12 protein-coding genes are annotated in these 21,274 nt (G+C 70.2%); 5 read left to right on the forward strand and 7 right to left on the reverse strand.

The genetic code is table 11. The annotated features are described in order from the left end of the window. Positions 1–35 precede the first annotated feature (35 nt). A complete protein-coding gene (locus tag V5F48_RS09795; protein ID WP_394258528.1) occupies positions 36–329 on the forward strand; it encodes a hypothetical protein in 294 nt (97 codons plus the stop codon). Between the two features lie 934 nt (positions 330–1,263). Here V5F48_RS09795 and V5F48_RS09800 read toward each other — a convergent pair. The 5 genes from V5F48_RS09800 to V5F48_RS09820 all read right to left on the reverse strand — a co-directional run bounded on the left by V5F48_RS09800 (position 1,264) and on the right by V5F48_RS09820 (position 5,293). Continuing rightward, positions 1,264–1,779: a Dps family protein gene (locus V5F48_RS09800; protein ID WP_394258529.1), complete on the reverse strand. Its 516-nt coding sequence runs from the start codon at positions 1,777–1,779 to the stop codon at positions 1,264–1,266. A gap of 195 nt (positions 1,780–1,974) precedes the next feature. Then, a complete protein-coding gene (locus V5F48_RS09805) occupies positions 1,975–2,490 on the reverse strand; it encodes a hypothetical protein (RefSeq protein WP_394258530.1) in 516 nt (171 codons plus the stop codon). 190 nt (positions 2,491–2,680) lie between these two features. After that, positions 2,681–3,055 (reverse strand): response regulator transcription factor, encoded by a 375-nt coding sequence (locus V5F48_RS09810; protein ID WP_394258635.1) that lies wholly within the window; start codon positions 3,053–3,055, stop codon positions 2,681–2,683. A gap of 121 nt (positions 3,056–3,176) precedes the next feature. Further along, on the reverse strand, positions 3,177–3,830 hold the full coding sequence (locus V5F48_RS09815; RefSeq protein WP_394258636.1) for a response regulator transcription factor: 654 nt from the start codon (positions 3,828–3,830) through the stop codon (positions 3,177–3,179). Next, positions 3,830–5,293, reverse strand: a complete 1,464-nt coding sequence (locus V5F48_RS09820; RefSeq protein WP_394258531.1) for a sensor histidine kinase — start codon at positions 5,291–5,293, stop codon at positions 3,830–3,832. The genes V5F48_RS09815 and V5F48_RS09820 overlap by 1 nt, the downstream gene beginning before the upstream one ends. A gap of 583 nt (positions 5,294–5,876) precedes the next feature. On the opposite strand from V5F48_RS09820, the gene V5F48_RS09825 reads away from it, so the two are divergent. Beyond that, positions 5,877–6,641, forward strand: a complete 765-nt coding sequence (locus V5F48_RS09825; RefSeq protein ID WP_394258532.1) for an AraC family transcriptional regulator — start codon at positions 5,877–5,879, stop codon at positions 6,639–6,641. 141 nt (positions 6,642–6,782) lie between these two features. Here the strand turns inward: V5F48_RS09825 and V5F48_RS09830 are convergent, their stop codons facing one another. Both V5F48_RS09830 and V5F48_RS09835 read right to left on the reverse strand, forming a co-directional pair. Next, positions 6,783–8,153, reverse strand: a complete 1,371-nt coding sequence (locus tag V5F48_RS09830; protein WP_394258533.1) for a lysine N(6)-hydroxylase/L-ornithine N(5)-oxygenase family protein — start codon at positions 8,151–8,153, stop codon at positions 6,783–6,785. Between the two features lie 73 nt (positions 8,154–8,226). Then, positions 8,227–9,330: a GNAT family N-acetyltransferase gene (locus V5F48_RS09835; RefSeq protein WP_394258534.1), complete on the reverse strand. Its 1,104-nt coding sequence runs from the start codon at positions 9,328–9,330 to the stop codon at positions 8,227–8,229. A gap of 266 nt (positions 9,331–9,596) precedes the next feature. Between V5F48_RS09835 and V5F48_RS09840 the strand changes: the two genes are divergently transcribed. From V5F48_RS09840 to V5F48_RS09850, 3 genes are all read left to right on the forward strand, one after another. Continuing rightward, a complete protein-coding gene (locus V5F48_RS09840; protein WP_394258535.1) occupies positions 9,597–11,336 on the forward strand; it encodes a cyclic peptide export ABC transporter in 1,740 nt (579 codons plus the stop codon). A gap of 82 nt (positions 11,337–11,418) precedes the next feature. Beyond that, entirely contained in the window at positions 11,419–11,661 is a 243-nt protein-coding gene (locus V5F48_RS09845) for an MbtH family protein (RefSeq protein WP_394258536.1), read from the forward strand. Beyond that, a complete protein-coding gene (locus V5F48_RS09850; protein ID WP_394258537.1) occupies positions 11,658–21,272 on the forward strand; it encodes an amino acid adenylation domain-containing protein in 9,615 nt (3,204 codons plus the stop codon). Before V5F48_RS09845 ends, V5F48_RS09850 begins: the two co-directional genes overlap by 4 nt. The last annotated feature ends 2 nt before the right edge of the window (positions 21,273–21,274 follow it).

Below are 21,274 nucleotides of genomic sequence, written 5' to 3' on the forward strand. Positions count from 1 at the left end.
TAAGTTGTTCTCGTACTCAACAAGGAGTTCAAGCCATGAACGCACATCTCAAGATCCTCGCCACCCTCGGCACCGTGGCCTTCGTGGGCATCGGCATCATCAACAGCGCCTATGCTGACGAATACACCGCGAAGGAGAACGAAGCGGAGTACCAGGTCTTCGCCAACGACTATGCCAACGGCCACGACCGCCCCCTCTTCTTCGCCAACCGGCCGCATACGGTGAACGTGCCGAACGTGCTGCGCCACCCGGCTCCGGCCACCATGCCCGCCACCTCCGCTGACCCCCACTGGGGCCCTGCCCAGGATGCAACCTCGGAGGGCTTCTGACGACGCCTCGCCGGTCCAGCCGGCTCCGGCACAACGGGCGACGGTCTCACCGCCGCCTGTTGCCTCTGGACGCGATCCGAGCAATCGAACCTGTCTGCTCGATGAATTCATCGCCAGACCCTAAAATGGGACTGCACCGTCCGATCAGCTGTGCTGAAACCTGATCGGCGCCTGCTTTGGAGCATTTCCCCGTTGCACTGAATCGAGGAAATGCTCTGGATTATTGAGCTTACGCGTTTTCTTTACACGAACCGGTATCCACTTCGCTCGAAAACGCTCTGGATTATTGAGCTTACGCGTTTTCTTTACGCGAACCGGTATCCACTTCGCTCGAAAACGCTCTAGATTATTGAGCTTACGCGTTTTCTTTACGCGAACCGGTATCCACTTCGCTCGAAAACGCTTGAGTCTGCATCGTGCAAGCCCGTGCCCTGTCCGCAAGGACGGGCGCGGGCGCAGCCGTGTCCGCATCCCCCCTTTCGAACCGGCAGCCAAGCCGACGGATACGTGGAGGCCAACAGGAGAAGGGCATCGGCCCCGCTTTGCGCCCTCCAACGCCAGCCGACCGGTCGCGATCGAAGCGCCCTCGCGTCTCGCGCCGGGACGGCCGAGACAATCCCCATGCCCACCACCTTGCCCCCGTCGCGACCAGCCTCCGAGGAGGCATCCAAAGCCCTGCCGGCTGCCGGCGTGCGCGCAACGGCGCCATCAGGGCGAGCACCCACGGACGACGCTTCAAGCAGCCTCTCATGCCATCGGCCTCGGTCTCTGACCGATGCCAAGCGGGTACGCTCAAGTGCCGCGCGGGCTTGACCAATGGCCCACGCGTCAAGCTCATGGGCCATTGGTATCAGTTGATGCCAGTGGAAGCACCGTTCCAGACGCGCAAAAGCCCGCCGGGGTGAACCGGCGGGCTTTCGGGTGAGGTGATCGCTCAGCGGGTGCGTGTGGTTTCGAAGAGGAACCATGCCCGACGCTCGGCTTCGTCGATCCAGTTTTCCACGAGGCTTGCCGTGGCCACGTCGTGATATTCGTCACACACGTTGTGGACCTCCCGCAGGAAGGTCACGAGGCGGCGGTTGTCTTCGGCCAGCTCGGCGATCATGTCTTCCGGGCTGACATAGTCCGCCTCGTTGTCGGCGAGCCGCTGGAGCCGCTGGATGTGGCCGATGGAGCGCAGCGTGGTGCCGCCCACCTTGCGGGCCCGCTCGGCGATGTCGTCGGTGGTGGAGAAGATCTGTTCGCCCTGCTCATCCAGCATCAGGTGGTAGTCGCGGAAGTGCGGACCTGACATATGCCAGTGAAAATTCTTCGTCTTCAAGTAAAGGGCGAACGTGTCCGCGAGCAACCCCGTCAGCGCGGCGGCGATATGGCGGGTGGCGTCCGGGCCGAGATCGGTGGGGGTGCGGAGCGGGGCGGCCTGGCGGGCCTTGGCGATGGTGGCAGTCATGGTGGCAATCCTCTCATTCCGATCGAAACGCGCGTCAGGGCCGGTGCGGCCCAAAGCATCCTCCGTCACGCCCGCATGAGCGCTTGGAGGCGGTGGAACGAGATGGATCCTAGCGCCCCGGCACCCGGGCCAGAATCGGCCGATCGTGTGCCGGGCTCATACTTGGGTTTCGCCTGTGACTCGGGTTTCATCTGTTCAGCGCAGATGGAGGCGGGCCCAGCGCGCCAGCACGCGCAGCCGCGCCTTGAGCTCGGCGAGGCGCAGCCAGCCCACCACGGAAGCGCGCACGGCACCCGCGGTCTCGATGAGCCAGGCCATGGGCCGCAGGGTCATGAGCTGCCCCCGCCCGGCGGTGAAGATACGCTCGATGAGGACGAAGCTCACGAGATTGGCGAGGAGGAAGACCAGCGTCCCCATCCTCCCGTGGCCGTTGGCGATGCCGATCAGGGCCAGGAATTTCAGCGGCTCGACCACCACATAGGGCACGCCGATGAGCACCAGGACCGCATAGGGCGAGCGCCGCCCGATCCATGCCTCGAAGGCCTGCATGAGGTGCAGCGCGGCGATGCGCCGGATGAGCGGGCGGTAGAGCGGCCGCACCAGTTCGTCGAGCACGATGACCACGCCGCAAACCACGCGGAACACGGTCCGCAGCGTGGCGGTGACCGGGTTTCGGGAGAGACGGCGGGAGGGCGGGGCGATCTGCGGCATGCGCGGCGACGATCAGGGCCAATTGCGGCCACCTTCGGGCCGCAGGACCGGAAAGCGCGGGACCGGACGCAGCCGCCCCCGCAGCGTGCCGGCGCAGGCCGGTCGGCGCCAGCCGGTGACGTTGCCCCTTGGCCCTTTCTCAAGGGAAGGATGGCCGCGCAAGCGCATCGCCTGGGCGTAGTCTGGCGCGTCAGGCCGGAGCGGGCCCGGACCTCGCCTGCAGCGCGCGGTCGATGCATTCGATCATGACGTTGCCGTCGAAGGGCTTGGCGAGAAAGCCGAAGGTGCCCGCGGCATCGACCTGACGGCGGATGCGCTCCTCCGGAAAGGCCGTGATGAAGATGAGCGGGGTCAGGTCACCCCGGGCGCGCAGGTGGCTGCGCAGTTCCACGCCGCTCATGCCGGGCATCTGTACGTCGGTGATGACGCAGTCGGTCTCGCCCAACAGGGACGAGCCCAGGAAATCCTCGGCGGAAGCGAACGACGACGCTCCGAAGCCGAGCGACCGGACGAGGCTCTCCGTGGCGACACGGACCGCTTCGTCGTCGTCGATGATCGTGATCATCGGGAGAAGGGACACTTGAGGCTACCTCGAGACCGGACGACCCGCGCGAGCTTGCGCGGGAACTGGTGCTCACTATAGCGCCCTCCCCCTTGTGATCTGAATCATACACACGTTTGCGTGCTCACCCTTTGGCATTGCCGAGGCCCAGCGCCTCGGCCATGCGCACCAGATCGGCGAGGGAGTGCGCCTCCATCTTGCGCATGACGTGACCGCGATGGATCTTCACGGTGATCTCGCTCAGCCCCACCTCGGCAGCCACCTGCTTGTTCATGAGGCCGGCGGTGACCAGCGCCATCACCTGCTTTTCCCGCGGGCTCAGCGTCTCGTAGAGCGTGGTGAGGCGGGAGGCGGCCTTGCGCTCGTCGCGCCGCGCCCGGTCGATCGCGATGGCGGCGGCGACGGCGTCCAGCATGTCCTGGTCGCGGAACGGCTTGGTGAGGAAATCCACAGCGCCCGCCTTCATGGCCCGCACGGTCATGGGAATATCCCCGTGCCCGGTCATGAAGATCACCGGCATGTCGGTGCCCGCCCGCGCCAGCTGGGCCTGAAAATCGAGCCCGCTCACGCCCGGCAGCCGGATGTCGAGCACCAGGCAGCGGGGCACGTCGGGGAGCTTCGCCTCGAGGAACTCGGCCGCCGAGGCGAACAGCGCCACCTCCAGGCCGATGGAGCGGAACAGGCTCGACAGCGCCTCGCGCAGGGCCGTGTCGTCATCCACCACGATCACCACGGGATCACTGGACGGCGGCGCGGGACGGGACGACGAACGCTGGATCACGACACGCTTTCCTTGGCGAGGGGCAGGACGAGGGTGAAGCGCATGCCGCGCATCGCGGTGCCGTCGCCGCGCGCGGCAAAGATGCGGCCGCCATGGGCCTCCACGATGGAGCGGGAGATGGACAGGCCAAGGCCCATGCCGTCCTTCTTGGTGGAGAAGAAGGGATTGAACAGCACCGGAAGCTTCTCCTCATCCACGCCGGGGCCATCGTCCTCGACGGTGATGGCGACGCCGGGCGCATCGTTATCGTCGGGTGCGGCGGAAATGCGCAACCGCCGGCGCTCATCGGCCGCGCCGTCCATGGCCTGGATGGCGTTGAGCGCCAGATTGATGACCACCTGCTGCAGCTGGACCCGGTCGCCGAGCACGGGCGGGAGCGCGGGGTCGATGGCCAAGTGGAGGCGGACACCGTGGTTGGACAGCTCCCGCTCGATCAGCATCACCGTCTCCTCGATCACCTCGCCGAGGTCGATCTGCACATGCACCGGCTCGCTGCGGCGCGCCAGGGCCCGCAGCCTGGCCACCACCTCGCTGGCGCGGCGGGCATTGGCGATCATGCGTTCGACGGACACCTCGGCCTCGCCCATGTCCGGCACCGGGCGCCGCAGCCACCTGAGGCAGGCCTCGCCATTGGTGACGATGGCCGCCAGCGGCTGGTTGACCTCGTGGGCGATGGAGGCGGTCAATTCGCCCATGGTGGTCACACGCGTCACGTGCGCGAGGTCCACCTGGGCCTCGTGCAGCTCGTTCTCGGCGCGCTTGCGTTCGGTGATGTCGCTGTTGGTCTCCATGGTGGCAATCGGGCGCCCGCGCGCATCGCGCTGGAGCGACCAGCGGCTCAGGGTGGTGACGGACCGGCCATCCCGCGTCATGTGGACGAGTTCACCGTCCCAGCGTCCGGTGCGCAGCACCTCGGCGACGATCTGCTCGCGCGGCGCGGGAAACCGGGTCTGCAGCAGCGCCGCCGCCTCTTGCCCCACCGCCTCGACGCGCGACCAGCCGTAAAGCTGCTCCGCCCCGTGGTTCCAGGAGGTGATGATATCGGCGGTGTCGCGCACGAAGATGGCATCGTGGGACAGGTCGAGCAGGGCCGCCTGGTCGCGCAGCGAGCGCGTCGCCTCCTGGTTGCGGAGCGACAATAGCGTCGTCACCGTGATGGCGGCGATGCTCACGAGGCCCCGCATGGTGGCAGAGAGGGTGTAGTTGTCCGCGTGCATGATGACGAAGCTGAGCACGGTGAGGGCGATGCACGCGCCGGCGATGATCAGCAGCCCCGCTCTCTCCACGAAGCTCGCCGCGAACAGCACCACCACCACGTAGAGCACGGCGATGGCCATATCGAGCGGCGAAAAGGTGTCGATCAGGAAGATCGCGGCGGCCCATAGCGCCGCGAGCGCCAGCCAGCCGCGCGAGCGATTGGTGGCGCCGTCCTGGATGCTGGCGGTCCCCGACGCGGACATGAGGAGCCTTCGTGGATTGAAACGACAGATACGATACTGTGCGGCTTCGATACTGGGCGGATTTGCAGACACCACGCAAGGTGATGCGTTGCCCCCACCTACCTGAAGGCGCCCGGCGCGTCTTGTATCAAAGTCCACGCCTGTCCCAATCGCACGGCGTCGGCAGGACTGCTTACATCGCCCCCGCCACGACACGACCGGCGCGGGCCAGACCTGGAGGACGATGTCCCATACCAAGGTATGGCCCGGCCCATCCCATCATATGGCTCGCGAAACCGATGTAGAATGGAGTGACGGCGCCCGATCGATACTCTGAGAACACCGCCAGAGCGCGATCCGAGCAAATTGATGCAATCTGCTCGGTGAACCGCCCTCTAAACTTAAGGAAAGAGAACGCGTTATCCGATCAGATTACGATGCAATCTGATCGGCGCGTGCTCTAGCCGGCGACGGGACAAGTCCTCCGGAGTGCAAGACGGGGTCCACCTCATCCAGTTTCCAAGTATTTGGATGCGGAACCTTTTCCTCATCAAGAGGACAGCCCGCAGCCTTGTCCAGTTCCGAGACTGATGGGGTCCCGATCATGTCTTTCCATGTCTCGCCGTCTCTTGAAGGTCGCTCGCTCCCGCCCCGCGCCAAGCAGGCCTTGCCCGCGGCCGTCATCACCAACGCCGCGCACGCCGAACGTCATCGCTCCGGCGTGACCGTTCCGGCCGAGACCATCCCCTTTGCGGTGGCCCGCTCGGGGGCCTTGACCGGACCGCGCGGCGCCGCCGTCGCGACCGACCCGGTGGTCCGGCACCTGTCGCTGGCGCTGGAGGCGGCCGAGCGCTCCGGCGATGCCTTCGCCTGCCTCTACGCCGACGCGCTGCGCCTGGCCGTCATGGCACGGATGCACGATCAAGGAACGCCGGGGCAAGGAACGCTGGGCGTGCTCGACGATGGGCAGCCGCTGCCGGCACAAGCTCCCCCGGACGGAGCCCCGGCGCGGCCGACGCCACGGATCAAGTCCGGTCTCGTGGCCTGGCGGCTGAAGCGTGTGACGGCCTTCATCGAGGCCCATCTTGCCGAGCCGGTGACCTTGACGGAGATGGCCGAGGCTGCGGGCCTCAGCCGGATGCATTTCGCCGCCCAGTTCCGCCACGCCACCGGCCTGCGGCCGCACCAGTTTCTGTTGAAGCGGCGCATCGAACGGGCACAGGACCTGCTGCGCGACACCCGCGATCCCCTGGTGCAGATCGCCCTTGCGGCGGGGTTCCAGACCCAGGCCCATTTCACCACGGTCTTCCGCCGCTTCGCCGGCGACACCCCCTACCAGTGGCGCCGCGCCAACGCCGTGCGTCGCTGACCGGTCGCCTCGCAAAATCCCTTCTTGGCGGCCTGCTGCGGCGCGGCCGGGTTCTCGCCGGCTTGCCTCTCCCCCCGGGCGTGGCGCCGGTTCTGGCGGCGCGCCGAACCGGATTGAAGCCGCCGGCGGCCCGAAAGCGCCCTACACCCGTCCCAGCTGGCGCCGCACCGGCGCCACCGCCGCGGCCGAACGGGCGGCCAGCACCGCCTCGGCAATCTCCTGGCCCCGGCTGGCAAGCACCGAGAGCAAAGTGTCGCTGAGGCCGTGGGTGCTTTCGTTGGTGCCCTGGATGAACACCGCCGGCCGGAACTCGGGGGCGGTGGCGAGCCGGTAGTCGCGCCCCACGGCGCCGACGGTGACATAAGGCTCCAGCCCGCCGAGCAGCGCCCGACCGCTGTCGCGGGCATAGCCGGTGGCCAGCACCACGGCGTCGTAGAAGGCCCGGCCCTCGGTGCCATCGGGGCCGATGGAGAGGTCCAGCACGATGGCGCCGTCCGCCTCCGCCACCCGCGTCACCTGGGTGAGCCGCCGCACCAGGTGGCGCTCCTCGCCGCTCACCTTCTGCTGGTAGAGCAGGCTGTAGATGCGGGCGATGAGATCTGAGTCCACCACCGAATAGTTCGTGCTCTTGAAGTCGGCGATCAGCGCCCGCCGCCGCGGCTCGCTCTGGTGGAAGATGAAGTCGGTGAAGTCGGGGTTGAAAATCTCGTTCACGAAGGGCGTATCGTCGGAGGGGCGCAGGGCGTGCCCGCGCACGATCATGTCCACATGGCCGTGGGGAAAGCGGGCGGAAAGGTCGAGGAAGATTTCCGCCGCGCTCTGCCCGGCGCCCACCACCGCGATGCGCGGCGCCGGGTGGAGGTCGAACGCGAAGCTGTCGATGTTCGAGAGGTAAGCGGCCGAATGGAAGATGCGCGGGACGTTCCGGAACGGCGCGAACAGCTCGGGCACGCGCGGGGTGCCGCCGGTGGCGAGCGCCACATTGCGGGCGCGCCGCACCTGGGTGCGCCCGTCTGCTCCCCGCGCGATCACCCGCACCACCTCCACCGCGCCGCCGGACACCTCCGGCTCCAGCGCCACCACCTGCTCGCCGTAGCTCACGCACGGGTCGAACCGGCGCGCGGCCCAGCCGAGATAGTCGTTGAATTCCAGGCGGCTGGGGAAAAACGTCTTCTGGTTGATGAAGTCCATCAGCCGGCCCTTCTCGTGCAGATAGGCGAGAAAGGTGAAGGGGCTGGAGGGATCACGCGGCAGCGCCAGATCCTTGAGGAAGGAAATCTGCATGTCGCTGCCCGGCAGCAGCATGCCGCCGTGCCAGACAAAGCTCTGCTGCTTCTCGATGAAATGGGTTGAAAGCCCGGCCTCCCCCACCCCGGCAAGCGCAATGGCGATGGCGAGGTTGGACGGGCCGAAGCCCACGCCGACGAGGTCGTAGATCCAATCCTCGCCTTCGGATCTCGGTCCGGCGGAACGCAGGGCGGCGGGCAATGGGCGGCTCTCGCTATGGGTCATGGTGCAATTCCTGATGCGTTTCCTGATGCGAATTTTAAAAAACCGTGTCCCGCCGAGGGGGCGCAAACGGCTGTCACGCCTCGGTCAGGGCGCGGATCGGTGCCGCCTCTCTTGCCGGGGCGGGGCCGGGACGGGGCGGCGGAACCGGCAGGGCGCCGTCGGGCACGAACAGGCGGTCGCCGAAGAAGCGCTCGCGCAGCAGCATCACCAGGGCCGCCCGCTTGTGCGGGAAATCGAACGTGCTCACCCGCGCAAAGCCAGAGCGCTCCAGGTTGCGCAGCTGCTGGTGGTGATCGGCCCGCGGCTCGCCGACGATGCGCTGGGTGCGCGGATCGTCGAGGAAGATGTAGTGCATGAGGGAAGGCAGCCATGTGGCCACGTAAGCCCGCCCGCGGAAAGCATCCTCCCCCACCAGGACGTGCCAGCCGCGATCGTGATCGCCGGCATCGTAGAAGGGGGCGATGCGGTTTTCCCTGGCCCAGTAGACCTCGAAATAGGCGAACGGAACCCCATCCACCGCCCCCATGAGCGGCAGCATGTGGGGATCGGCCTTGAGCCCTTCGAGATAGGCGCGATGCTTGGCAAGGTCGCCGGCCTCGTCCCAGATCTCGGCGACCCGCGGATCGTTCATCCAGCGGTTGAAGCGCGCAAGGTCCGCGGCTACATCCACCGTGCGCAGCTCGAAGCGGGCGCCGAGCCAGGGAATAAAGCGCGTGTAGACAACGCCTTCCGGCTTGGGCGGGCGTACCGGGTGACGCCGCCCCTGGGTGAGGGCGAAGCGCTGCGCGAACGGCGCCCGCGCCTGCGGCAGCCACAGCTCGGCCTGCTGCCAGAGCGCCTCCGGGAACACATCGAGCCCTGCGCCTCCCACCGCCGCAAGCCCTTCGGCGAGCAGCCGCGCCCGCAGGACTCCTGCAAAGTCGCCCTTGCTCGCGCCCTTGCCTGCATCCAGCCCCGAAACAGGCAGTGGCCCCGGCGACGCCCGCATGGCGGTCGCCTGCTCCAGCGCGCGCAGCAGCAGGCTGAAGGCCGCTGCGCCATCCACCGCGCTGACATCCGACAGGACAAAGCCGCCCGTCGCGGCATCAGGTACAAGGGCAAGGTGCGAGCCGTCCCTCCGCCGGGCCACGATGCCTTCGCCCTCGCGATGGTCGACGACGATCTCTCCAGCGGCCATGGCGTCCTGTCCCTCCGGTCGGTCGATCGGGTTCCGGGAGTTAAGACGAATGCGCCGGGCACCGATTTAGGAACATCTCGCAACTTGTCCGGCGATCCGGCCGCGCGCGCCCGACGCCCCTAAATTTCTGCGCTCCCCGAGCGTCTGTAGCTTCAGGTCCGGTCGCGTCCGGGCTGCAGACTTTAAGTTTGGTGGGCGATTCACCGCGCAAATTGATTCAATTTGCCCGGATCGCGCTCCAGAGCTACCAAGGGAGCCGAACACAAATGGGCCCGTCACCCGCGCCCGTCGCCGCGGACACCGCCGCATCACGGCCCCCGCAGGAGAACGGCTTCTCGCTTCTGGCCTTCGTGTTCGGGCAGAACCCGGTGGAGTTCTCCGCCGCCGTGGCCACCAGCCTCCTGAGCGGCGTCTCAGCCGTCGCCCTCATCATCCTCATCAACCTGGCGCTGGCGCCGGACGGGTCCGACCTTGCGATCCTCGGGCTCGCCTTCGCGGCGGTCGCGGCCGTGACCGTGGCGTTGCAGACGGCATCGGGCATCCTGTTCGGCCGGCTCGGGCAGGAGGTGCTGGCCCGCCTGAGGTCGCGCATCGCAGAGCGGGTGGAAGCCGCGCCTTTGCGCGCGGTGGAGCAGGTGGGGCCGGCGCGCCTGCAGGCCCTCATCACCGACGACGTTTTCACCCTCGCCACCGTGGTGGTGCGGCTGCCGGTGCTGTTCACCAATGCCGTCGCCATCTCGGGGTGCCTTGGCTATCTGGCCTGGCTTTCCACCCCGCTGTTCCTCGGCGCGGCGGGGATGATGGGGCTGGGCGTTGCCGGCTACATGCTGGTGGCGGGGCGGGCGCGGCATCACCTTGAGCACGCTGGCGGGCGACAGGATACGCTGTTTGCCCATCTCTCGGCCCTGGTCCTCGGCACCAAGGAACTGAAGCTCAACCGCGCCAAGGCCGAGGATTTCCGCACCCGTCATCTCGGCGCGGCCATCGAAAGCGTGCGGCGGGCGCGCACCCACGGCATCACCCTGCTGGCCCTCGGCTCCGCCTGGGGCAGCCTGATCGTGTTCGGCTTCATCGGCCTCGTGCTGTTCGTGTTCACCGGCGGCGGAACGGTGGCCACCGGCTATGCGGTGGTGCTGCTGTTTCTCATCGGGCCGCTGGCCGCCGTGATGGAGGACCTGCCGCGGCTGGCGCTGGCCCGGGTCGCCGGCCAGCGCCTTGCCGACACCGAAGCCGCCCTCGCCACCGCCGACGCGGCGGCAACCCCTGCAGGGCCGTTCGACGGCCTCGCCCTTGAGGCCGTCACCCACGCCTATTGGGACGAGCGGACCGCGGAGATGTTCCGCCTCGGCCCCGTGGATATCGCCTTCGCGCCGGGGGAGATCGTGTTCCTGGTGGGCGGCAACGGCTCCGGCAAGACCACCCTCGCCAAGCTGATCACCGGCCTCTACGCGCCGGAGGGGGGCACGGTGCGGCTCAATGGCGCAACGGTGGACGACACCAGCCGGAGCGCGCAGCGCGCCCTGTTCTCGGCCGTGTTCGGCGACTTCCACCTGTTCGAGAGCCTGGTGGGTCTGTCCGGCGCGCCGGACCTCGACGCCCGCGCCAACCGGTTGATTTCCCGCCTCGCCCTGACCCACAAGGTGAGCGTGGAGGACGGGCATTTCTCCACCCGTGACCTCTCCACCGGCCAGCGCAAGCGCCTCGCCCTTGTCGCCGCCGTGCTGGAGGACCGGTCATTCCTGGTGTTCGACGAATGGGCCGCGGACCAGGACCCTGCCTTCAAGGGCGTGTTCTACCGCGAACTGCTGCCGGAGCTGAAGGCGCTCGGCAAGACCGTGCTCGTGATCTCCCACGACGACCGCTATTTCGATTGCGGCGACCGCATCGTGCACATGGAGAACGGGCAGATCACCGCCGATGCGCGCGCCGGCACCGATCGCCCTGCGCCGAGCACGACCCCTAAATTTCCCGAGGGCTCATTCGTCTTCCAGTCGACCCCCATTTGAGGCCCCCACTGTGAGGCCGGGCGCACCCACCCATCGGCAGGGCGCCGGCCATGATCCGCCCGGAGCGGGCGCGAAGGTTGCCATGGCATTCGATGACGAGAACGCGGTCTTCCGCGTGGTCCGCAACGACGAAGACATGCATTCCATCTGGCCGCTGCACCGGCCCGTGCCCGCCGGCTGGAGTGATGCCGGCTTCACCGGCACCAAGGCGGCCTGCCTCGACCATATCGAGCGGGTCTGGACCGACATGCGCCCCGCGAGCCTGCGCCGGGCCATGGACGCCGACCGGGCGGCGGACACGGACGGCAACGGAGCCGCCCGGTGAACCATCTGCCGCAGCCGCCCGTCCTCCTCGCCTCCACCACACCGCCCGCCGACATCGCGACCCATCTTGCCGATCTGGCACTCCGCCAGGGCGCGGCTCTGGCACTCCACCTGCTGGACGATCCGCGCGACGGCGAGCGCACCGTGAGCTACGCCGCCCTCGACGCCCGGGCGCGGGCCTTCGCCGCCCGGCTGGCGGACCATGCGGCGCCCGGCGCGCGGGTGCTGCTGTTGCTGGAAACCGGCCTCGACTATGTGGGCGCCTTTTTCGGCTGCCTCTATGCCGGGCTGATCGCCGTTCCGGCCTTCCCGCCCGAGGCCAACCGGCCGCAGCACCAGGCGCGCCTTGCCGCCATGGCGCGCGATTGCGGTGCTGCCGTCGCCCTCGTCCATGCCGGCGACCGCGCCGCGGCCGAGAGCCTGCTCGCCGCCCAGCCGGCCACGGCGGTGCTCGCCGTGGAGGACGTGGCGGACGGCGACGCCTTCGCCATGCGCCGGCCCCGGCCGTCCGACATCGCCTTCCTGCAATACACGTCCGGCTCCACCTCCACCCCCAAGGGCGTGATGGTGAGCCATGGCAACCTCATCGCCAACGAAATCGCCATCCGCGCGGGCTTCTCGATCCAGCCGGACAAGACCATTCTGAGCTGGCTGCCGCTTTATCACGACATGGGCCTCATCGGCGGGCTGCTGCAGCCGCTGTTCAACGGCAGCGCCTGCGTGCTCATGTCGCCGCGCCACTTCCTTGCCCGGCCGGTGCGGTGGCTGGAGGCCATGTCGCGCTTCCGCTCCGAGGTCAGCGGCGGGCCGGATTTCGCCTATCGCATGTGCGTCGAACGCATCGATCCGGCGCAGGTGGAAGGGCTCGACCTGTCCTCGTGGAAGGTCGCCTATTCCGGCTCGGAACCGGTGCGGGCCACCACCATGGAGGCCTTCGCCACGCGCTTCGCGCCGCTGGGCTTCGACGCGCGGGCCGTGCACCCCTGCTATGGCCTTGCCGAGGCGACCCTGTTCGTCACCGCCCAGAGTCGGGGCGAGGGCCTGATGGCGCCCGGCTTCGACGCCGCGCGGCTCGCCGCGGGAGAAGCGCTGCCGGGTGAGGGAGCCGAGGCGGTGCGCGTGGTCGCCTGCGGCGTGCCGACCGCCGGCCACGGCGTGCGCATCCTCGACCCCGGAACCGGCACGCCCGTGCCCGGCGGCCGGGTGGGCGAGGTGATCGCCTTCGGCCCCAGCATCGCCCAGGGCTACTGGAACAACCCCGCCGCCACCGCAGCCACCTTCCCGGAAATCGACGGCGTTCGCGCGCTGCGCACCGGCGATCTCGGCTTCCTGTCCGGCGGCCGGCTTTATCTCGCGGGCCGGGCCAAGGACCTCATCATCATCCGCGGCCAGAACCTTTATCCCCACGACATTGAAGAGGTGATCGAGCGGGAAGTGGACCTGGTGCGGCAGGGCCGCATCGCCGCCTTTCCGGTGGCCTGCGACGACGGCGAGGGCATCGGCATCGCCGTGGAAATCTCCCGCCGCACCCGCAAGACCGTGTCGGCGGAAAACATCGCCGCGCTGGTGTCGGAAGTGGTGGGCGACGCCTTCCTCGAGCCGGCGCGGGTGGTGGTGCTGCTGGAGCCCGGCGCCCTGCCGCGCACCTCCAGCGGCAAGCTGCAGCGCAGCGCCGTGGCGCGCGGCTATGGGGACGGCACCCTCGACGCCTTCGCCATCCTGCGCGACGGCGTGCTGGAGACGCTTGCGGGCGAAGCCGCCCCCGTCGCCGCCTCGGCCACACCCGCCCCCGCGGGCATGGCCGAGAAGCTCGCCGCCATCTGGTCCGAGGTGCTGGGGCGGCAGGACATCACGGCCGACAGCCATTTCTTCGCCCTCGGCGGCAATTCGGTGGAGGCCATGCGGGTGCGGGCGCGCCTCGCCGCGACGCTCGGGCTGGACGTGCCGGTGGCGGACCTGTTCCGCCACCCCACCCTCGGCCGCCTCGCTGCAGCTTTGGAGTTGAGTGCGGCGACCGCAGCCGATCCCGAATTCGCCGCGCCCGCGACCACCCCGCAGGGCCCGGCGCCGCTCACCCCCGCGCAGCGGCGCATGTGGTTCGTGACCGAGATGGCCGCAGGCGCGGCGAGCCGGGCCGCTTATCATGTGGCCGGAGGCATGCGCTTCGACGCACCGGTGGACGCCGACGCCCTCGCCGCCGCGCTGAAGGACCTGGTGGCCCGCCACGGGGCGCTGCGCACGCGCTTCCTGCCCACGCCGGACGGCGATGCGGTGCAGGAGGAACTGGCCTCCGCCGAGTTGCCCCTCGCCGTCGCCGGCCTCAACGATGACGATGACGACACCAACACGACCGCCCTCGCCCGCGCACAGGCGGAAGCGCCGTTCGACCTTGGCATCGCGCCGCTTGCCCGCGCTTTGCTGGTGCGCCGGCCGGATGGACGGGACGAACTGCTCGTCACCCTGCATCACCTGATCTGCGACGGCTGGTCCCTGGACATCCTGAGCGACGAGCTTTGCGCCGCCTATGCCGCACGCGCCGCCGGAGCGCCGCACGCGCTGCCGCCGGCGGGCTCCTATCTTGCGCATGCCCACCGGCAGGCGGCAGACGCCGCCGACGAGGCGGGGCTCGCCTTCTGGCGGGCGCGCCTCACGGACGCCCCCGCGCTCACCACCCTGCCCGCCGACCGGCCGCGGCCCGCCGAAGCGAGCCATCGCGGCGGCCGGCTCGACATCACCTTCGAGCCGGCCCTGACGGCCGACCTGCGCGCGCTCGCGGCCGCGGCCGACGCCACCCTGCCCATGGCGTTGCTCGCCCTGTTCAACGTGCTGCTGCACCGCCTTTCGGGCGCCGACGACCTGTGCGTGGGCCTCGCCTTCGCCAACCGCGCCGTGGCCGGCAGCCACGACACCATGGGCCTGTTCGTGAACACCCTGCCGGTGCGCCTGCAGGTGGAAGGCGCGGCCGCGTTCGGCGAAGTGCTGCGCCGCGCCCGCGACGGCGTGATGGAGGCGCAGGCGCACCAGCATGTGCCGCTGGAACGGGTGCTGGACGCCCTCGGCACGGCCCGCAGCCTCAGCCGGCACCCGCTGTTCCAGACCCTCTATACCCACCTGCCGCGCCGCGCCGGGAGGCACGTTGACGCCTTCACCCGCGACAGCGGCGGCCAGCAGTTCGACCTGGCGCTGGAGACCGCAGAGACAGCCGATGGCGGCCTCGCCCTTGCGTTCGGCTATGCGCTGGACCTGTTCGAGCCGGCCACCGTGGGCCGTTTCGCCGAAGCGTTCGCGACCCTCGCCCGCGCCGCCGTCGCCGCACCGGATACGCGGCTCGATCTGCTGTCACTGGTGGATGACGCAGAGTTCGCCGCCCGCGCCGCACCATGCCCGGACCAAAGCGCCCTGCCCGATCTTCCGGTGCCGGACCTCATCGCCCTGCAGGCGCGGCTGCGGCCTGACGCGCCGGCGGTGATCTTCGGTGACGCGGTCACATCCTTCGCCGCGCTGGAGGCCGAGGCCAATCGCCTCGCCCATGTGCTCGTCGCCCATGGGGTGGGGCCGGAAACGCGGGTGGGCGTGGGCCTGCCGCGCGGGCCGGGACTCATCGCCGCCTTGCTCGCGGTGTGGAAGGCGGGCGGCGCCTTCGTGCCGTTCGATCCCGATCATCCGGCCGAGCGCATCGCCCACATCCTCGCCGATGCCGGCACCAAGCTGGTGCTGGCGCGCGAGGGCGTGGCCGCGGGCCTGCCAAATCTTGAGCCGGAACGTCTCGACCCGGAACGTCTCGACCTGCGCTCCCAATCCGCCACCCCGCTGGGCCAGGCGACGCATCCCGACCAGCTCGCCTATCTGGTCTACACCTCCGGCTCCACCGGCCGCCCCAAGGGGGTGATGGTGGCCCACGGCGCGCTCGCCATGCATTGCCGCGCCACCGGTGCGCTCTACGAGACCTCAGAGCGCACGCGAGAGTTCCACTTCCTCTCCATGAGCTTCGATGGCGCCCACGAGCGCTGGATGGTGCCGCTCATCCATGGCGGCGCCATCATCCTCACCGATCGCACCCCCTGGGCCACGGCCGACACGCTCGACGCCCTCGCCCGCCACCGCGCCACCCACGGCGGCTTCCCGCCGGCCTACCTCGACGCGCTGGCCGAGACCGCGCAGGCGCGCGGCGACGCCCCCGGCGTGGACATCCTGTCCTTCGGCGGCGAGGCCATGCCCGCAGAGAGCTTCGCCCGCATCGCGCGGGCGCTGAAGCCCCGCCTGCTCATCAACGGCTACGGCCCCACCGAGGCGGTGATCTCGCCCCTTGCCTGGAAGGTGCCTGCGGCGACGCCGATCGACACCCCCAGCGCCCCCATCGGCCGCGCTGTCGGTGCGCGGCGCGCCTATGTGCTGGATGGCGCCCTCAATCCCCTGCCGGTCGGCATTCCCGGCGAGCTTTACGTGGCCGGCGCCGGGCTTGCGCGCGGCTACCAGGGCATGCCCGGCGCCACCGCCGAGCGCTTTTTGCCCGATCCCTTCGGGCCGCCGGGCGGGCGCATGTATCGCACCGGCGACCGCGCCCGCTGGCGCGCCGACGGCACGGTGGAGTATCTCGGCCGCACCGACCGGCAGATCAAGCTGCGCGGCTTCCGCATCGAGCCCGGCGAGGTGGAGGCGGCACTGCGGGCGCTGCCCGGCGTGGGAGCGGCCGCCGTCGCCCTGAAGACCATCGGCACCTCGGCCCAGCTGGTGGGCTATGTGGTGGCGACGGGTGCTGCGCCTGATCCCTCCACGCTGCGCGAGGCCCTGGGCCGGCGCCTACCCGACCACATGGTGCCGGCCCGTCTGGTGGCGCTTCAGGCCCTGCCGCTGACCCCCAACGGCAAGGTGGATTACGCCGCCCTGCCCGCCCCCGGGCGCCCGGCCCCGACACCCGAGGCCCGCCCGCCGCGGACCGAGGAAGAACGGCTGCTCGCCCGGATCTGGGCGGAGGTGCTGCGCCTGCCGGAGGTTCCGGATCTCGACGCCAATTTCTTCGAGCTGGGCGGCGATTCCATCCTGAGCCTGCAGATCGTCGCCCGCGCCCGCCGCGCCGGACTCGTGCTGTCCGCCCGCGACCTGTTCGAGCACCAGACCCTCGCCCGCCTCGCCCCCGCCGCACGGCGGGAAGCGGCGGCAGCGGCGCCAGAGGTGCCGCGCGGCGCCTTCATGCTCACCCCGCTCCAGCGCGCCTTCCTCGACAGCGGCGCGCCCCGCCCCCAGCACTTCAACCAGACGCTGGTCCTGCGCCCCACCCGGCCGCTCGATGCCGCCCATCTCGCGGCAGCCATCGGGCATGTGACCGGCCAGCACGGCGCCCTCCATTTGCGCTTTACCCGAGGACTGGACAGGAACTGGCGGCAGGAGGAAGCCGCGGCGGCCACGACACCGCCCCTCGCCGTCGTCGCGGCGGTGGACGCAGAGGCCGCCACCCTCTTCGCCTCCCTCGAAGCTGCGCTCGACCTGGCCGCAGGCCCGCTCTTCCGCGCCCTTCTGGCAAACCTCGACGACGGCGCGCAGAGGCTGTTCCTCACCGCCCATCATCTGGTGGTGGATGCGGTCTCCTGGCGCATCCTGCTGGACGACATCGAGAACGCCTATCTCGACCTGGAGCAGGGCCGCCCTATCGCCTCGCCCGCCCCCGGCACGTCCTTCGCCGTCCGCACCCTGCACCGGCCGGCGGCAACCGACCCGGTCACCGCCACCCCCCTGCCCTGCGACCATCCGGAGGGGGCGAACACGTTCGGCCACCGCCGCGTGACCCGCCTCGCCCTCGATGCGGCGCAGGTGGAGGCGCTGCGGCAGGTGGCCATGGCCCACCATGCGCGGCTCGACGACCTGCTGCTCGCCGCCGTGGTGCGCGCCACCGGACGCCTGCGCGGCCTGCCCCAGCTCACGGTGGGCATCGAGCGCCACGGGCGCGACCTGGTGCCAGGCGCCGATTTCAGCCGCACGGTGGGCTGGTTCACCGCCCTCGCCACGGCGACGGTGCCGCTGGAGGACGACCTGCGCCGCGCCCTCCTCGCCACCAAGGAGGCGGCTCGCCGGGCGGTCGCGGATGCGCCGGCCCCGACGCTCATCTTCAACCATCTCGGGCGGGTGGATGCGGGCCGTGGCGGCGGCCTGTTCGAGCTCCACGCCATGGACCTCTCGGCCGATCCCGACCTGCCTCTCGGTGCCGAACTGATCGTGGACGCCAGCGAGACCGAGGCCGGCGCCGAACTGCGCCTCACCAGTTCGGCCGCGCGCTGGGAGGAGGCAACCCTCACCCACCTCATTGCGGCCATCGCCGCCGACCTCGACCGCATGGCGGCCCTCGACGGCGACGGCGCCTCGCCCTCCGATTTCCCCCTTGCCGGCCTGCCCCAGTCGGCGCTGGACCGGCTCGCCCTGCCCTGGCGCGAGATCGAGGACCTCTACCCGCTCACGCCGACCCAGCAGGGCATCCTTTTCCATGCGCTGGACGACGCCGGGGATGGCGCATACGTGAACCAGCTCCGCGTCACCATCGCCGGGCTGGACGCGGACCGCTTCGCCGCCGCCTGGGAGCGCGCCGTGGCGCGCCACGACATCCTGCGCAGCACCTTCCTGTGGACCGCCGACCTCGGCGCGCCGGTGCAGGCGGTGCGGCGCCATGTGCCGTTCGGCGTGCGCCACCATGCGCCCATCGACGCAGCGGACCCCGCCGCCCTCGACGCCATTGCGCAGGACGAACGCGCACGGGGCTTCGCGCTCGATGCGGCACCGCTCATGCGCATCTGCCTCGTGCCACTCGGCGCCGACGCCCACCACCTCGTCTGGACCGCCCATCACCTGCTGCTGGACGGCTGGAGTTCCGCCCGCCTCATGGCGGAAGTGCTCGCCGACTATGCGGGCGCACCCGTGCCCCCGCCCCCGGCGCGGTTCCGCGACCATGTGGCAGCCCTCTCCGCCCCGCGCGCCAATGGCGAGGCGTTCTGGCGCCAACGGCTGGCGCAGCTTGAAGAGCCGTCCCTGCTTGCCCCGGCGACCGCTGCACCGGCCGTTCACCGGCACCTCGCGGTGCCGCTGGCGGCGGACCGCTGGGATCGCCTGAGCGCAGCCGCGAAGGCGCAGCGGGTGACGCTCGCCAGCCTGTTCCAGGCCGCCTGGGCGCTGGTGCTGAAGCACATGACGGGGCAACCCGCCGTGGCATTCGGCACCACCGTCTCCGGCCGGCCGGACGACGACCCGCGCATGGAAAGCGTGCTCGGCCTCTTCATCGCCACCGTGCCGACGATCCTCACCGTGCCGGGGTCCGGGCGGGCGGCGGATTTCGTGCGTGCCGTGCAGGCGGAGACCGTGGCGCTCACGGCCCATGCGGATACCCCGCTGGTGGACATCCTGCGCTGGGCCGGACGCAGCGGGCAGGCCCTGTTCGACAGCCTGCTGGTGTTCGAGAACTACCCCATGGACGCGGCGCTGAAGGCGCGGACGGTGGACGGGCTCACCTTCGGCCCGGTGATCTCGCAGGAAGCCACCAACTTCCCCCTCACCCTCAGTGTCATCACCGACGCTGAGCCGCGCCTGGCGTGGAGCTACGATGCCGCGCGCTTTTCCCCAGCCGCGGTGGAGCAGATTTCCAACCGCCTGCTGCTGGCCCTCGACCTGCTGGTCGGGCACCCGGAGGCGGACCTGTCCGCCCTCTGCCTCGCCTTGCCGCCGGAGATTGCCGCCGCCCGTGCCCACGGCGCCGCGGCCGTGCCGGTCGCGGACCTCACGCCGGTGCATGAGCGCATTGCCGCCCAGGCCCGCCTGCGGCCGGACGCCATCGCCGTCACCTGCGGCGCGCAAGTCCTGACCTATGAAGCTCTCGACCGCCACGCGGAGCGCCTCGCCCGTCGCCTCGCGAACGAGGGCGTCGGGCCGGGCGACATCGTCGGCATCAGCGCCGGGCGCTCCCCGGCCCTGATCGCCGGGCTGCTCGCCATCCTGAAGACCGGCGCCGCCTATCTGCCCCTCGATCCGATCTATCCGCAGGCGCGCCGCGCCCACATGATCGCCGATGCCGGCGTGCGCTGCATCCTCACCGACACCCCCAATGCCACTGTCCTGCCGCAGACCGGGCTGCGACACATCCTCCTCGACCTTTATGGGGAGGCCGAGGAGGATGCGGCGGCGATGCGCCCTTGGCCATCGCCGCACCCGGACCAACCCGCCTACGTCATCTACACGTCCGGCTCCACCGGCACCCCCAAGGGCGTGGTGGTGACCCACGGCAACGTCGCGCGCCTGCTCAGCGCCACCGCGCCCTGGTTCGGCTTCGGGCCGGACGACGTGTGGACCCTGTTCCACGCCTACGGCTTCGACTTCTCGGTGTGGGAGATCTTCGGCGCCCTCAGCCTTGGCGGGCGGCTCGTGGTGGTGCCCCACGCGGTGAGCCGCGCGCCGGAAGAGTTCCTGGACCTCGTGGTGCGCGAGCGCGTCACCGTGCTGAACCAGACCCCCTCCGCCTTCCGCCCCTTCCTGCAGGCGGCACTGGCACGGGCCGAGACGCCGGACCTCGCCCTGCGCCATGTCATCTTCGGCGGCGAGGCGCTGGACGTGGGCGTGCTCGGCCCCTGGTATGAGCGCTTCGGCATCAGGGCCCGCCTCGTCAACATGTACGGCATCACCGAGACCACGGTGCACGTCACCTACCGCCCCCTCGGCCCCGGCGATGTGACGGGCGCGAGCCGCAGCCCCATCGGCGGACCGATTCCCGACCTCACGCTGCATCTCCTCGACGAAATGCTCGACCCGGTGCCCATCGGCGTTCCCGGCGAACTGTGCGTCGGCGGCGCGGGCCTCGCCTCGGGCTATCTGAAGCGACCCGGCCTCACCGCCGCGCGCTTCGTGCCGGACCCCTACGGACCGCCCGGCAGCCGGCTCTACCTCAGCGGCGACAAGGCGGTGCGGCGGCCGGACGGAACCCTCGATTATCTCGGCCGCGGCGACGGACAGGTGAAGATCCGTGGCTTCCGCATCGAGCTGGGCGAGATCGCGGCGCGCCTGCGCGACGATGCCGCCATCACCGACGCCGCCGTGGTGGTGCGCGATCTGCCTGGCGGGCCGGCGCTGGTGGCCTATGTGGTGGCGCGCGGGCCGCTCGATCCGGCAGCGGTGCGCGACCGCCTCAAGGCGGGGCTGCCGGACCATATGGTGCCGGCCCATGTGGTGGCCCTCGACGCGCTGCCCCTCACCGCCAACGGCAAGCTCGATCGCGCCGCCCTGCCCGAGCCCCGCGCCAGCGGCACGGCCTCCGCGCCCCCCGAAGGCGCCGACGAGGAAGCCCTCGCCGCCATCTGGCGCGACGTGCTGGGCGCCGGGGAGATCGGCCGCGAGGACAATTTCTTCGCCCTCGGCGGCCATTCCCTCTCGGCGACGCAGGTGCGGCTTGAAATCCGCGAACGGCTCGGCGTGGAGGTTCCGGTGCGGCGGCTGTTCGAATGCCAGACCCTGCGCAGCCTCGCCCTGGTGCTGGCCGAAACCCGCGCCGCCGAAAACACCGCCACCGAGGCTGCACCCGGACCGGCGCTCGGTGCCGATGCCCTGGCGCAGATGGATGCGTTGCTCGGCGAACTGGAGGGATGAGC

The sequence above is a fragment of the Xanthobacter autotrophicus ATCC 700552 genome, from assembly GCF_043194565.1.
Taxonomy (GTDB): Bacteria; Pseudomonadota; Alphaproteobacteria; order Rhizobiales; family Xanthobacteraceae; genus Xanthobacter; species Xanthobacter autotrophicus_F.